Genomic DNA, 14664 nt, shown 5'->3' on the forward strand with positions numbered 1-14664 from the left:
GATGTTAACTTTAAGTTGATCTTTCACTTATTTTCTCACAAGCAAATTCGATAGATACGTGTCCTTTGAAAAGCGTATCCAGGTATTGGAATTTGTAGATGAGCAATTTTAAATTCAACAGCTTTTTAGCACACTTTTAAATAGGCAAACATGAAAACCTTTTCAATACTTCTGTTCGTCCTGACCATTTCATTCGCGAAAGCGCAAAGTAATTTTGGCAAGCAGATCGATGATAAAAAAGCGCTTGCTGCGACGGCACTTCCGGCTAAAATGGCGGATAAAAGCGAATTACAGGCTAAAGTGATAGGCACAGTGGAGTCTGTTTGTCAAGTCAAAGGTTGCTGGATGAAGGTAAACCTCGATAATGGCGAAACCATGCGGGTGATGTTTAAGGATTACGGATTTTTTGTACCAAAAGACATTACCGGAAAAACGGTAGTTTTCGAGGGAGAAGCGAAGAAAACGACGGTGCCCGTCGAGCATTTGAAGCACTATGCGCAGGATGCCGGTGAGAGCAAGGAAGAAATAGCAAAAATCACCGAACCGAAGGAGGAATTGACATTTATTGCCGATGGCGTAATTGTGAAATAATATTTTCCCGAAACGGGAGAAACGGCTCTGCGGACACTTTTGTAGCGATACATCGGTGTCCGTTTTCATTTCTATGCTTTCCAGATCCATTTCAAGTGTGTGGCTATGCCTGTTGCTGAACATTCAGGTATTTGCCCAAAACAACGATTACGTTTGGTGGAACCCTCAGTCGGCCACATTTCCTGTTGTTGAAGGACAAGGCTGGCCCAAAGAGCTGAAAAACCCTTATGATCGCCTTCCTGCCCGGGCCGAAAAGCAGGTGCGGGATGTGGTTTGGAATTTGTCCACTCAATCGGCCGGACTAATGATCCGGTTTCGGGCTAATTCTTCCGAAATCAAAATCCGGTATGCGGTGGGGGGAAAGCATGCGCTTCCGCATATGCCCGCAACTGGAGTGAGCGGCGTGGACTTGTATGCGGTAAGCAACGACGGTGAATGGCGCTGGTGTGCCGGTAAGTATGCATTTGGGGATACGATTACTTATGATTTCAAAAACCTCTCCCCCAATGACGATTATCATAAACACGGAAGAGAATACCGCCTGTTTCTGCCACTTTATAATAATGTAAAATGGCTGGAAATCGGGACGCCCGCTGGAACTGAATTCGCTCCGCTGGCTGTAAGGCCGGATAAGCCAATTGTCATTTATGGCACGTCCATCGCCCAGGGCGCTTGCGCTTCGAGACCGGGAATGGCCTGGACATCCATACTAAGCAGGAAAATGGATAGGCCGCTGATCAATCTTGGCTTTTCCGGAAATGGGCGATTGGAGAAGGAAGTGGTCGATCTGTTAGGGGAGATCGATGCGAAAATTTATGTGCTGGATTGCCTTCCTAACCTGACCATCCGGCCCGATTCAAAGCTGGCTCTCACCACCGACGAAATCAAAAAACGGGTTGTTAGTACAGTCACGGCATTGCGTCAGAAGCGGCCTGAGATACCGATTGTACTGGCGGAGCACGCAGGGTACACGGATGAGGCCATCAACCCGCAAAGCAAGCATTTCTATGTGGAAGTAAATGAGGTTTTAAAAGATGCTTTTGCCGCCTTGAAATCGCAGGGTATTTCAAACATCTACTTGATACCCAAAGAGGATTTCGGCCAAACTTATGAATCGACAGTCGATGGCACCCATCCTACGGATCTGGGGATGCTGCAAGTTGCTGACGGCTACGAAAAGCATTTGAGAAAAATCCAGTATGAACCGGTCGGCGAGGTTTCAACGACACGCCCGGTAAGCCAGATGCGCGAGTTGCACAACTATGATTGGGAAAAACGGCACTCGGAAGTACTGGAATTAAACCGTAAAACATCACCGGCAACCGTCGTAATAGGTAATTCCATCACGCACTTCTGGGGAGGATTGCCCAAAGGCCCGAGAGCAACCGGCGAATCGTCATGGACCAGTACTTTCGGCAAAAATGCCGTGAATATGGGTTATGGTTGGGACCGGATTGAGAATGTACTCTGGCGCATTTACCACGGCGAACTGGATGGCTTCGCTCCGAAACAGATTTTTGTGAATATTGGGACTAATAACCTGGGTTTCAACAGTGACGAAGAAATAGTGGCCGGCTGGAAATTGCTTATCGAAGCGATGAAATCACGACAGCCGAAAGCGCAGATCGTCATGATGGGCATTTACCCCCGCCGCCAACAGGAGCATCGCGTAGCGGCATTGAATGATAAGCTACTACAAATCACCAGCGAAGCCGATGTGACATTCCTGAATCCGGGAAAGGTGTTTTTGAAACCCGATGGCAAAATAGATGAAGCGCTGTTCTCGGATGGTTTGCATCCGAACGATAAAGGTTATAGTCTGCTTGGTAATGCGATCAAGCCGTATGTCAAATAGGGATCAAAGTACAATCCCTATTCCGAACAATATCACAAACAGCAGCGTCGAAAGCGCCATCTGTTTCAAATAGGGATCAAGTTCGCTGGCTTTGGTAAGACGGGAAATGGCCAGGCCGTTTTTGACGAATAACGGGAAACTTAGGAAGAAAATAAGGCTGGTATAGCTTGAAAAGTGCTCGGCGGTGTAAATCGTCACGCAAAGCATTCCAACCAACAAAATGCACCAGTGATACACGATCGCCATTTCGCGGCCAACGCGGACGGGAATGGAATTCTTACCGGTAGCGCGATCCGACTCGATGTCACGGATATTATTGATATTCAAAACACCTACGGCAAAAAGTCCGCAGCTTGAAGCAGGTAGTAACAGGCCCCAGTCCCAAACGTGCGTGTGCAGGAAATTACTGCCAAGCACGCCCACCCAACCGAAAAAGATCAGTACGGAGAGGTCGCCAAGGCCCACATAACCGTAAGGCCGCTTGCCCGCTGTATAAGTGATCGCGGCAATAATGCAGGCAATGCCAATCCCGAGAAACACCCAGAATGTATCAGCGGGGGCGCTTTTCAATGCGATCGTCAGCAAGCTGATGCCCGAAATCAATGCCAGGACAGAAAAAATGATAATGGCACGCAGCATTTTCTCAGCCGTGATATGTCCAGAATGCACAGCCCGACGTGGCCCTTCGCGCAACTCGGTATCCTTGCCATTGACTGCATCGCCGTAATCGTTGGCGAAGTTGGAAAGGACTTGCAGGATAATAGTGGTAAGGACGCTCAATGCAGCCACAGGCCAGCTAAAGTGCCCAGAGGCGGCGGCCAGGAAGCAGCCCATTAAAATACAGGAAAGTGCGAGAGGAAGTGTTCGGGGCCGTGCGGCTTCAATCCAGGGATTCATTTTTTATGATTAATCAGGTAATATCAGGCCGCTGTTTTCTGCTCGGCCCAATTGATTATTATTTCTGCGAGGTCAAGGCCTTCCCGCGAAATGCCGGCAACAAGGTTTCCATCATAGCTCATAGCGAGATGGAGCGTATCGTAAGCCCCGACGAATGCTGAAAGAATCTTTTTGTCTACTTGGGACAACTCTTCCTTGTACCAGTCAATACTTTTCCTTCCTTTTTTCTTATCACCAAAAACCGCGTCCAATGCAACCAATACGCCGGAATAGGCGGTATGGCCCGCCATTTTAACATACTTTCGATCCTTATAAAATCCATCTTCCTTTATAGCCTTTTCGCCGGATTTCTTTGGCATTAGTAAGATAGCGGCGGGCTTCGTCAACGGAGTTAGTGTTTTTCATAGTTGCGTATAGTTGACTTTGGAAAGAAATCTGTCGGAGGAATTTAGGGATCACCTCCGACAGTGAATATACTTAAATTCCTACGGCCTGCGTAAACTCCGCGTCGGTAGGTAGTACTTTCGAGGCAAAGAAGTTGGTCAATTCACCTTTTTCATTGATTACATATTTGCAAAAATTCCAGGTAGGAACTTTGTCGTTCCAGCCGTTCAGGTCTTTGTTACTCAGCCATTTGTAAATAGGTGCCTGGTCATCGCCTAACACGGATACTTTCTCGAACATCGGGAAAGTTACGCCGTAGGTTGCAGAGCAGAAAGTGGCGATTTCTTCGCTGGTACCTGGTTCCTGGCCGCCGAAGTTGTTGGCTGGAAAGCCCAGTACCACAACTTTGTCGCCGTGATCTTTGTAAAACTTCTCCCAATCGGCGTATTGCTTTGTGTAACCGCATTTTGACGCAACATTCAGGATCACAACCTTTTTGCCCTTGTATTTGCTCAAATCAACGGTTTTACCACCTACCAGCTGTTTTACTTTGAAATCGTAAAGCGTTTGCTTGGCAACAGGCGCATTTTCCGGGCGGCTTGCGATTTCTGATTTATCGGCAAAAAGCCCGGTAATCAAAGAAGTAATCATAATAAAAAGTGTTTTAACGAGGCTCATAATCGGTTTTGGTTACGGTTAGTACATATAGTTAGAAAGTGAAATCGCATTCACGGATCGGGTATCACCATCATCAAAACACTATACGGCCCGATTTTAATAAAAGTTGCTTACATCCGCTCAGGGACGTCTATGCCCATTAACCCCAAAGCCTTGCGAATCGTTTCCGCAACGGCGCCTGACAATGCAACCCGCAATTTCACCGCTTCGGGATCCGGATCGGAGAAGATCGAAACTTCGGCGTAGAATTGGTTATAAACCTTCGCGAGATCGAATGCGTATTGTGAAATGAGCGAAGGTGCGAATTCATTGGCAGCAGCTAACACTTTCACCGGATACTGTGACAATGTGAAAACCAGCTCACGTTCCGCCTGGTGCATAACGTAGCTGTCGCCCGGAATTTCGGCGGAAATGCCTGCTTGCTCAGCCTTACGCATAATCGAGCGGATACGTGCGTAGGTATATTGGATAAAAGGCCCTGTATGTCCCTGAAAATCAATAGATTCTTCCGGATTGAAAAGCATCCGTTTCTTTGGGTCGACTTTCAGGAGGAAGTATTTCAATGCGCCTAACGCCAGCTGGCTATAAAGTAGTTTGGCTTCTTCGCTGTTGAAATCGTCAATTTTGCCGAGTTCTTGCGTGCGATCGGAGGCTGTTTGGATCATCTGCGCGACGAGGTCGTCGGCATCCACAACAGTGCCTTCACGGGACTTCATTTTGCCGGACGGTAAGTCAACCATGCCGTAGCTGATGTGGTAGCAGCCGTCGGCATAAGTTCTGCCCAAACGCTTCAGGATGGCGAAAAGGACTTTGAAATGGTAATCCTGCTCATTGCCCACCACCCACAGGTAACGGTCATTGCCGAAATCACTGTTTTTAAGTTCTGTAGTGCCTAAATCCTGCGTAATGTAAACCGACGTGCCGTCGCCGCGCAGCACGAGTTTTTCATCAAGGCCTTCTTCGGTAAGGTTGATCCATACGGAGTTATCCGGTTTCTTAAAAAACACCCCTTTTTGGAGACCATCCTCTATAATGTCCTTTCCTAGCAGGTAAGTATTTGATTCATAATACGTTTTATCAAAATTTACCCCGATTTTATTGTAGGTTTCTGCAAAACCGGCATACACCCAATTGTTCATTTTCTGCCAGAGCGCGACCGTTTCAGGGTCGTTGTTTTCCCAAAGTAGCAGCAATTTTTGTGCTTCCAGGATCCAGGGGGCCTTTTTGCCGGCCTCTTCTTCACTCAGTCCCTGTTCAACCAGCGCTCTGATCTGCTTTTTGTACTCAACATCAAACAGTACGTAATATTTGCCGGCCAGGTGATCGCCCTTAATGTCGCTGGACTCCGGCGTTTCGCCATTGCCAAGCTCGCGATAGGCCAGCATGGATTTGCAGATATGAATACCACGGTCGTTGACCAGGCATGTTTTGACCACGTCGTAACCACTCGCTTTCAGGATTCTGGAAAGTGAATCGCCCAGGAAGTTGTTGCGCAAATGACCCAGGTGCAGCGGTTTATTGGTGTTGGGGGATGAAAACTCAACCATCACCGATTTACCATTTGACGGCAATGTCCCGAATGTTTCATTACCTGCAATACCGCCGAACAGTTCCAGCCAGATGCTGTCTTTGAGGCTGATGTTCAGAAAACCTTGTACGACATTGAAACCCGCAACGACCGATGACGAAGCAACCAGTTCATCGCCAATAACTTGCCCGATTTCGGCGGGCGCCTTACGTGCCGTTTTGGTCAATGGGAAAGTAACGAATGTGTAAAATCCCTCAAATTCTTTCTTGGTAGGTTGCAAGGAGATTTCCTGGTCATCCAGTTGGAAGTGTTTTTGGACCGCTTTTTGAATATCCTCCCTGAGTATTGCTTCAATTGTCATGAAAAATCGGGTAATCCGGTGATGCCTTCTTTCTTTTCAAGATACATCCCGGCAAGTTTTTATTTAAGTGAAATTATTTCTAATATTAATAGCATTGTGAGCCAAGCAGTATGCAAAATTAGGCTAATTATTGATGTGAGTTACACCCCTGAAGGAAGAAGTTATGCATAACCGTTCTATAAATTGTTCCGGGTTAATATTATTGCTTTCACTGGTCTTTGTGCCGCTATGGGGCGCTTGGGCTCAATTACAGCAATCCGACCGCCTTGAAATCCCAACTAATTCTTCGTCCTCCGAAGAATTTGAGGTTTTTACCCTGGGAGAGCGCGGTATTTTGTCGGTAGTAAGAGGCAGCGAATTCTCGAATCGCAACGAGCAATGGGAGTTTGTGAAATACGACACTACGTTGAAAGCGCTCTGGCGAACCTCTTACAAACTCGATTTTCGATATATCCCGGTAATGGCTTACAAAGCCGAGGAGAGCGGTTACTGGCTTTTTGCGGAGCCTGACACCGACAAATTTTTGTTCTTACAGTTAAATTTTCAGGATGGCTCGATTGATACTTACAAAGGTAACCTGCTTTCGGGGGTGGATGTACAGCATTTCAAGGTAATCGGAAGCAAGGCATTGGTTTCGGGCTATTACCGGTCGAGGCCGATTGTGATCGTGCATTCATTTTTTGACCACACTACACGCGTTTTGCCGGGCCTGTTCGAGAAGAATACCGAATTGAACAATGTCGACATCAATGAAATAGATGGGTACATTAACGTGATCACTTATGCCTACCGTAAAAAAAACTGCGTTTTTGAAATAAAAACTTACAACTATGATGGTAAGATGTTGAAAAAGACCACGCTGAGTGACCCTCGTTACAGTTTTATTTCAGGGCAGATAGTCCCGTTGAATCCGGACGACTCCTACCTGATCGGTAATTATTCGGTAGGGTGTACACAGTATTCGCAAGGCCTTTACGTCACACACATTTCGGATGATACACCCGAGGAACCGCAATTCATTGAGTTTTCGGAGCTGCAAAACTTTTTCAATTACATGAAACCCAAGCGGCGGGCGCGGGTACTCGAAAAGATCGGGAAGCGGAAAAGTCTCGGCAAGGAAAACCGTTTTCGGTACCGCCTGCTCGTGCACCAGCTGATCCAGACAGAAAAGGAAATCGTGCTCGTAGCCGAAGTGTATTATCCTAACCAGCGCTCGACCAGCCCGATTATCTCGGGAGGCATTTCGCGCCCATATGTTGCCCGCTCGCTCGAAGGTTACCGCTACACGCACGCGATCGTGTGTGGTTTTGACAGGAGTGGTAAATTTATGTGGGATAACACGATCAGCATCAAGGATTTGACGAGTTTCGATTTGCAGGAAATGGTGCAGGTGACGCCGGTCGACGATTATTTCGTATTGGCTTATCCACAGGAAGGGGAAATCCATACCGAGGTGATCAGCCGTAATAAAGTGGTGGTCGAAACGGAGAAATTCAAAATCAATCCGAAGTCTGAAAAAGAAAAGGTGCTGAATAATGAGGATGGCTATCTTTCACCCTGGTACGGGCAATATTTTGTCGCGTACGGTATGCAGCGGCTTGGCACATCGTCGATCGGGCAGGGGCGTGAAGTGTTTTATGTGAACAAGCTTACCTATAAAACCGACGATATCGGTAAAATGGAAGCCAAAGAGGAAGCCTCGCGACCGCGGCACCAGCCATAAAACGGGCGCTAGTCAACCAACCAGATATGATCGGCTCCGAAACCCTGTTCTTTCCATTCTACCAGAACGCGCTGGGTTTCCACGGTACTTACCTCCATCCCAACGTAATCGGGATAGATCGGCAGTTCGCGGTTGTAGCGGCGGTCGATCAACACAAGTAACTCTACGGCTTTGGGGCGTCCAAATGCGGTCATGGCATCAAGGGCTGCACGAACCATCCTTCCGCTCGCAAGTACGTCGTCGATCAGAACCACCTTTTTACCTTCGATCAAAAAAGGTACGTTTGTCTTGTTGGGAACAAGCGGAGATTCGCGGCGGCGGAAATCGTCCCGATAGAACGTAGCATCCAAATGCCCTAACAGCATATTCTGTCCGGTTCTGTCCCGGAGCTCCTGCACAATACGTTCGGCAAAGTGGATTCCCCTGGGTTGTAAACCCATGACAACCGTGTTCGAGAAATCCTGGTGATTTTCAATCAGTTGCTGGCAAAGCCGGCTGATCATTATTTCCAGAAGGGGGCTGCTAAGTACTAATCGTTTTTGGGGTATCATGAAATTTCCCTGAATTTTAGCCTAAATTAAAGTGCTCTTAGACGAAATTAAAACTTTTATTCAATGAAATATCTGATTGCCGGACTAGGGAATATCGGTCCGGAGTATGCTTTTACCCGACATAACGCAGGCTTTATGGTACTCGACCGCCTTGCTGCGCAGCACGACTTCAAATTCTCTTTCGAAAAATTAGCGTTTGTAGCCGAGTGGAAATATAAGGGCAGGCATATTTATTTTATCAAGCCAACGACCTATATGAACCTCAGCGGGAAGGCGCTCCGGTACTATATGGACCAGTATAAAGTGACCGCCGAAAACACGCTTGTGATCGTAGACGAGCTACAATTGCCGTTTGGAACACTGAGGATTAAGCCGAAGGGAAGCCATGGTGGGCACAATGGACTCAAGAATATTGAAGAGTTACTGGGCACCACAGAATACCCCAGATTGCGTTTTGGGATTGGCAATAATTTTCCACGTGGCAGGCAAGTAGATTATGTGTTGAAACCTTTTTCCCATGAGGAAATGGCTGAGCTACCCATCATTTTGGATAACGCGGGAGACATGGTTACATCGTTTTGCACTTTGGGAATACAATCGACAATGAACAATTATAACCAATGATTGTACTTTTTAAAGAAAATATAAATATTTCAAGAATTGTATTTATTTGGTTTTATGAATAAATAGCAAAATTTAATAAAAGTTCTTTGCTGATTATTAGTAGAAAATAAGTTATGAGGTGCTGATTTTGCGATAAAATTCCAAATAAAATTTTGACAAGCTATTTTAATGAGATTTGTAGTTTCAAAATTAATTCGGACATTTGTAGTGTCATCAGGCGAAAGGAAAATAGAATAAATCCATGACGCTAAATTAAAATGCTGTTATCTTTGTAATAAAACAGGATTTTGATTTAAAAGTTGGCAAAATAGGTTAACCCAGTAGTGTCGAAGGTTAGTAGATCAGGATTTCGTCAGATCTGGAGAATAATTAACAGCGTATATTGGTTAAGTTCTTCGAATTTTGTAAAGAAGAAAAATTGGAGTATTATTGATAGTATTCTTACTTTACAAATGAATGAAACGATCGGGTCGACTGATGTGTTAACAAGGAAAAGAGAAATAAAGCTGAAAAGCTGCAAGATATATAAGATAAGAAAAGGTTAAGGGTTTAGGAATAGTCAGTATAAAGCCATCTCAATGAGGTGGCTTTATCTTTTTACTGGCTCTGCCCAAACTTCCACTCTCCTGTTCGATCTTTTTAAAGCTTCCGACTGGTTCATGCGCTTTGGTTGTGCAGAGCCATAGCCCGATCCTTCAATACGCCCCGCGATAATGCCTTTACCGATCAGGTATTCCTTCACTGTTTCCATCCGTCTGTTAGACAGTTCAAGGTTTTTCTCGAAATCCCCGGTATTGTCCGTATGACCTTTCAGCACCACCCGTAAATCCTGCCGCTTCTGAAAATAAGAGACAATAGAATCAAGGTCGGCGAGGGCGCTGTCCTCCAACACTTCTGTTCCCTGGCTGAAATACAGCGTCGAAAGTGCCGTTGAATGCGTTTCGGGTGCCATGTTCATGAGCGCCTTGATCTCCTCAGAGCGGCTATTAGTGCGAACAATGACGTTTTTGGACTGAAATCCGTCGGCCTGCGCGGTAATGCGGTAAGTTTCGTGTGGCGGCAGCTCTACCGTGTAAATGCCGCCGACAGTTTTGGTATGCGCCACAAGCGAATCATTGGCCGATTTGCGTACGTGTACTTCTGCATCGTTAACCGGTTTCAGGTTGCGGCCATCGTAAACCCGCCCGGTAACCTGGGCAAGATTTCTATTCTGAGCAGGCTCCGGCTTTTCCTCCACGACTTTTGGCTCTTCCTTGGGCTCTTCCGACTTAGCTACCGGCTCTTTGAAATTCTTACTGATCGTTTGGTAACTCCGGCGCACAAAAACCGGTGTCATGACGCGATCGTAAAGACGGATCAACGCGATCGCCCCTGCGCTGGATTCGTTGCCGGCGATAAGGTCGTCCTGGAACATGTTCAGCACCTGGTCCACGTCGAGCACGCCCTCGGTACCTGGGTCTTTGAATTCCAGTTTTGAAAGACCATTAATGTACATTTTAATAGTCTTTGTCTCGTGGTCGCGCGAATACACGTAATGAACGTATTGGTTAGCGCGTACAGGCGCTTTTTCGCTTACGGCAAAATCGTAGAAATTGAGCTTGCCATTGTAGATATAGGTGCCGTAATCGCTTTTGCGGTTCTTAAAATCGAGCACACGCTTCCAGCTGTCGAGCTCGGTCATTTTGAAATAGATCTCGACCGTGAAAGATTTATTCAGAAATCCTTTGGTTTCCGCATTATTGAATTGTAATCCGCTGTTTTTTTCAAAGAGGTAGATTGAGCGTGAGAGGTAGTCGGAGCCGGGAATTTGCTCTTTGATGATCTGTCCAGGCTGCCCTAGCGGCTTCAATGAAGGTCCTCCACTTTCGATCGGAACGAGGCCGTTGTTAAAATCGTAGGTCCATTGGTTCTGGGCATATATGTGTAGCGTTGTGGCGCAAAGCAGAAGGCTAAGCGTGGCGCGCAGCGCATTTTTTTTGTTAATCATACCCAAAAATATAAAAACTGGGCGCGGAAGCCGAGGTACAACTTGTAATTTTGAATGGTTATTCTTTTTGCGTGTGAAAAACATTGGTATCGGTCTTCTCTTTTCCATTCTCTGGTCTTCGGCATCTGTCGCAACCAAATTCGGGGTGCAATATGCGTCCCCATTGATCCTGGCAAACGTTCGTTTTTTTATAGCCGGTATATTGCTGCTATCATTTTCATACCTGTTTGCCAAAAATAAATCGTATCGGCTGCCTACCAAAAAAGAATGGAGGCAACTGGCGCTATTCGGTTTCCTGAATACAACGCTTTACCTGGGCCTGTACGTGTACGCGATGAAATATACCGCCGCCGGAATTGGTAGTCTGGCTGTTTCAACCAATCCGTTGATCATAGTCCTGCTTTCTTCCTGGTGGCTTAACCGGAAACCGAAGGCGGAAGAATGGACGGGGATCATTCTGGGAATGGGCGGGGTATGTGTAGCAACTTATCCCTTGCTGGCTGATAGTTATACCACCGTCGAAGGGATAACATTGTTGCTGATCAGCATGATCGCAGTGTCCGCGGCGAGCGTTTATTATGCGACCATCAAATGGGAGTTGCCTAATTTGCTCATCAACGGCTGGCAGGTTTTTCTCGGGGGTGTTTTCCTGCTGCCGACGACATTGCTTCTTGCCGACTTCGGTGCTACAAGCTGGAACCCCGTTTTTTGGGGTTCAGTGCTTTGGCTAAGCCTTGCCGTTTCAATAGCCGGTTTGATCTGCTGGTTTTACCTCTTGCGCATCGACACCGTCAAAGCATCGCTCTGGCTTTTCCTTTGCCCGCTGTTTGGATTCTTTTTCGCCTGGTGGCTCATGGATGAGCCGGTGACCGTTTACACCATTTTTGGAACGCTGCTCGTAATCGCAGGCTTGTATGCCGGGCAACGTACGAAGCTTTCGGCCGGCAAAACCGCCTAGGCGGGGACGCCTAGTTGGGGACGCCTAGTCGGGGACGCCTAATCTACCAGAATTTCGCCTTTAAGGTACAGTTGCGCCTGGCCGCCGATAAAAACGCGTTCCCCGGAGAGCTCGCATTTCAGAAATCCGCCGCGGCGTGAGAGCTGTCTTGCTGTCAGTTTTGTCTTGGAAAGTTTTTCGGCCCAGTAGGGGATCAATGTAGTATGTGCAGAGCCGGTTACAGGGTCTTCATCGATGCCGGATTGCGGTGCAAAAAAGCGTGAAACAAAATCCACCTCTTCGCCCGCCGCAGTAACGATCACGCCACGTGCGGGAATAGTTGAAAGGATGATAATGTCCAAATCAAGGTTCTTGACAACATCCTCGGATTCGAGCACGACCAGATAATCGGTTTTGCCCTTGTAAACTTCCACCAGCGTGGTGCTTTTCAAACTTTCTACCAATCCCGGAGGTGGAACGGCGATGTGGTATTGGTCTACCGGAAAGTTTAGCGTAAGCCAGTCTTCCTTGCAGTCGACGGTTAAAACCCCGCTTCTCGATTCGAAATTAATCGAATGCCCTTCATAGTTCTGAACATTGAATATCACATATGCTGCGGCAAGTGTGGCATGCCCGCAAAGCTCGACTTCTACGAGTGGCGTAAACCAGCGGATATGAAAGCCTGATTCTGTCGGGACGTAAAATGCAGTTTCGGCCAGGTTGTTTTCGGCGGCAATGGCGAGCATTGTTTCCTCGGGTAGCCATTGTTCCAATGGGACTACCGCGGCAGGGTTTCCACCAAACAACTTGTCGGTAAAAGCGTCGATCTGGTATATGGGAAGTTTCATGGAAGTCAAATGGGCTTGGTGATGGCAATGTATTAAAAATATCTGCTACGGGAAGATTTTCTTATTAATTTTTAATATAATTTATTGGAAATAGATAAATCCAAACCGCTAGCTGGCTAATCTGGTTAGCGGTTCCGGTTTTTCATGCGGAGATAGACACCGTTTGTCCAGCCGAATCCCTCCTGCACTTCATATTCTCCTCCACCCGCAGTCAGGTTGGTGTCCGACACATTATATTTTTCGAGCATCCTACCCGAGTGCCTGAACTCTTTCTCGATGAGGTTCAGCCATTCATCGCTTAGTTCATTGGCGGTTCGGTGGAAATTATAGTTGCGTAAGCCTTTGTAAACGATCCACTGCAGCGGCGGCCAGCCGTTAGGCGCATCCCATTGCTGGCCGGTGCGTATCATCGTCGTGAGTAACCCGCCCGATTTTAAGAAGTTCAACCGTATGTAAGCTCTCACATAATGCGAATGGGGCTTTGGAGCAAGTTTGAAAAACAACGGAAATGCTCCTGCAATGGTAATGGAATTGGTAAAATCCTGCTTCTTGAAATCAAAATCCATATAATAATGCCTCGATTCGTCCCAGAAGTACTTCTGAATGGCTATATTCCTTTGCCTCGCTTTCTCTTCATAAAGCAAATGCATACGCCTGTTATCACAAAGCAGATAGGCTTCCGCCAATGTTTTTTCAAGATGGTGAAGGAGGCAATTCAGGTCGATCGGCAGAATATCCGTTGTATGGATCGAAGCAAAGTCGGTTTCATCCGAAAACCACCGGCTGCTGAAATCCCAACCGGATTCGGCGGCCGCGCGAATGTGACGGAACAGTTCTTCGGGTGGCATGCCATATTTTTCCTGAGCTTCGTGTGCGAGTTCGGTATCCTCAATGTGCGATTCGGGGCGTGGGGTGGCCTTGTCGTCCCAATATCGGTTCAATATGGCTCCGTCGGGCAAATGCACGAGGCGGCGGTGCGCAGTGAAAGGCTCGGCGGGTTCATGGCCACCGTCCATCCAGTAGTCGTATTCTTTCTGCATTTGGGGAAGGTATCGTTTCAATACCTTTTTGCCCTCCATTTCGCTGTAAAGCCGCACCATTAAGGAAAAGAACGGCGGCTGCGAGCGGCTTAAATAATAGGTGCGGTTGGCGGTTGGTATAAAACCCAATGTATCGATCAGGTAGGCGAAGTTATTGAGCATATTTTCAATCAGCTCTACTCTTCCCGATTCTTTGAGACCCAGCATAGTAAAGTAGCTATCCCAGTAATAGATTTCACGGAAGCGCCCGCCCGGAACCACATAAGGGTAAGGCAGTGGAATGAGCGAGCCACCGCGCTCCTGGTTCTCGGGCTGGCGTGTCAGTACCGACCAGAGCTTGCGGACGTGCTCAGATACCGTTTCAGTTTTGTCGGACTGGAACTTAGAGGCAATATGTGCAGGCATTCGAAAATGGCCGCGCACAAAGCTTTCCATATCAAAGTCCGGCTGATGCTTTTCCTGGTGATATTTTTCTATGATCAGAACAGGATCTTCCAGCGGAATAGCATCGGCGAATGTTTTGGAATCGGGAAAAATGTGGCTACTCTGGACATCGCGGAATAGCGATCCGTACAACTCTTCGGGAGAGACGTGGGACTGGCCGTAAGTAAATGAGGGGGCAACAAAACCGTACAAAACAAACTGACTTTAAAGGGTTTC

Annotated in this window: 13 protein-coding genes; 5 read left to right on the top strand and 8 right to left on the bottom strand. The window is 47.1% G+C overall.

The features are described from left to right. Window positions 1–150: 150 nt before the first annotated feature. Together LZD49_RS08270 and LZD49_RS08275 are read left to right on the top strand one after the other, a co-directional pair. Window positions 151–591 carry a DUF4920 domain-containing protein gene (locus LZD49_RS08270; protein WP_234666872.1) on the top strand — a complete coding sequence of 147 codons (441 nt, stop codon included), beginning with the start codon at window positions 151–153 and terminating at the stop codon, window positions 589–591. Window positions 592–664: 73 nt separating this feature from the next. Next, a complete protein-coding gene (locus LZD49_RS08275; protein ID WP_234666873.1) occupies window positions 665–2446 on the top strand; it encodes an SGNH/GDSL hydrolase family protein in 1782 nt (593 codons plus the stop codon). A gap of 3 nt (window positions 2447–2449) precedes the next feature. On the opposite strand, the gene LZD49_RS08280 is transcribed toward LZD49_RS08275, so the two are convergent. The 4 genes from LZD49_RS08280 to argS all read right to left on the bottom strand — a co-directional run bounded on the left by LZD49_RS08280 (window position 2450) and on the right by argS (window position 6294). Then, window positions 2450–3343: a 1,4-dihydroxy-2-naphthoate polyprenyltransferase gene (locus LZD49_RS08280; protein WP_234666874.1), complete on the bottom strand. Its 894-nt coding sequence runs from the start codon at window positions 3341–3343 to the stop codon at window positions 2450–2452. Between the two features lie 23 nt (window positions 3344–3366). Continuing rightward, window positions 3367–3702: a DUF5618 family protein gene (locus LZD49_RS08285; protein ID WP_310590475.1), complete on the bottom strand. Its 336-nt coding sequence runs from the start codon at window positions 3700–3702 to the stop codon at window positions 3367–3369. Window positions 3703–3820: 118 nt separating this feature from the next. Beyond that, window positions 3821–4378, bottom strand: a complete 558-nt coding sequence (locus LZD49_RS08290; protein WP_234666875.1) for a glutathione peroxidase — start codon at window positions 4376–4378, stop codon at window positions 3821–3823. Window positions 4379–4515: 137 nt separating this feature from the next. Next, on the bottom strand, window positions 4516–6294 hold the full coding sequence (argS, locus tag LZD49_RS08295; protein WP_234666876.1) for an arginine--tRNA ligase: 1779 nt from the start codon (window positions 6292–6294) through the stop codon (window positions 4516–4518). A gap of 202 nt (window positions 6295–6496) precedes the next feature. On the opposite strand from argS, the gene LZD49_RS08300 reads away from it, so the two are divergent. After that, window positions 6497–8017, top strand: coding sequence for a hypothetical protein (locus LZD49_RS08300; RefSeq protein ID WP_234666877.1), 1521 nt, complete (start codon window positions 6497–6499; stop codon window positions 8015–8017). 8 nt (window positions 8018–8025) lie between these two features. Here LZD49_RS08300 and pyrR read toward each other — a convergent pair whose 3' ends face one another. Then, window positions 8026–8568: a bifunctional pyr operon transcriptional regulator/uracil phosphoribosyltransferase PyrR gene (pyrR, locus tag LZD49_RS08305; RefSeq protein WP_234666878.1), complete on the bottom strand. Its 543-nt coding sequence runs from the start codon at window positions 8566–8568 to the stop codon at window positions 8026–8028. A 63-nt stretch (window positions 8569–8631) separates the two neighbouring features. Between pyrR and pth the strand changes: the two genes are divergently transcribed. After that, window positions 8632–9192, top strand: a complete 561-nt coding sequence (gene pth / locus LZD49_RS08310; RefSeq protein WP_234666879.1) for an aminoacyl-tRNA hydrolase — start codon at window positions 8632–8634, stop codon at window positions 9190–9192. A gap of 589 nt (window positions 9193–9781) precedes the next feature. Here pth and LZD49_RS08315 read toward each other — a convergent pair. Beyond that, entirely contained in the window at window positions 9782–11179 is a 1398-nt protein-coding gene (locus LZD49_RS08315) for an OmpA family protein (RefSeq protein ID WP_234666880.1), read from the bottom strand. A 73-nt stretch (window positions 11180–11252) separates the two neighbouring features. Here LZD49_RS08315 and LZD49_RS08320 point away from each other — a divergent pair, with 73 nt between their 5' ends. Then, entirely contained in the window at window positions 11253–12137 is an 885-nt protein-coding gene (locus LZD49_RS08320; RefSeq protein WP_234666881.1) for a DMT family transporter, read from the top strand. 38 nt (window positions 12138–12175) lie between these two features. Here the strand turns inward: LZD49_RS08320 and LZD49_RS08325 are convergent, their stop codons facing one another. Both LZD49_RS08325 and treA read right to left on the bottom strand, forming a co-directional pair. Further along, window positions 12176–12964 carry a PhzF family phenazine biosynthesis protein gene (locus tag LZD49_RS08325; protein WP_234666882.1) on the bottom strand — a complete coding sequence of 263 codons (789 nt, stop codon included), beginning with the start codon at window positions 12962–12964 and terminating at the stop codon, window positions 12176–12178. 125 nt (window positions 12965–13089) lie between these two features. Next, window positions 13090–14640 (bottom strand): alpha,alpha-trehalase TreA, encoded by a 1551-nt coding sequence (gene treA / locus LZD49_RS08330; protein WP_234666883.1) that lies wholly within the window; start codon window positions 14638–14640, stop codon window positions 13090–13092. Window positions 14641–14664 lie beyond the last annotated feature (24 nt).

Source organism: Dyadobacter sp. CY261 (assembly GCF_021440085.1).
In the GTDB taxonomy this organism is placed as follows: domain Bacteria; phylum Bacteroidota; class Bacteroidia; order Cytophagales; family Spirosomataceae; genus Dyadobacter.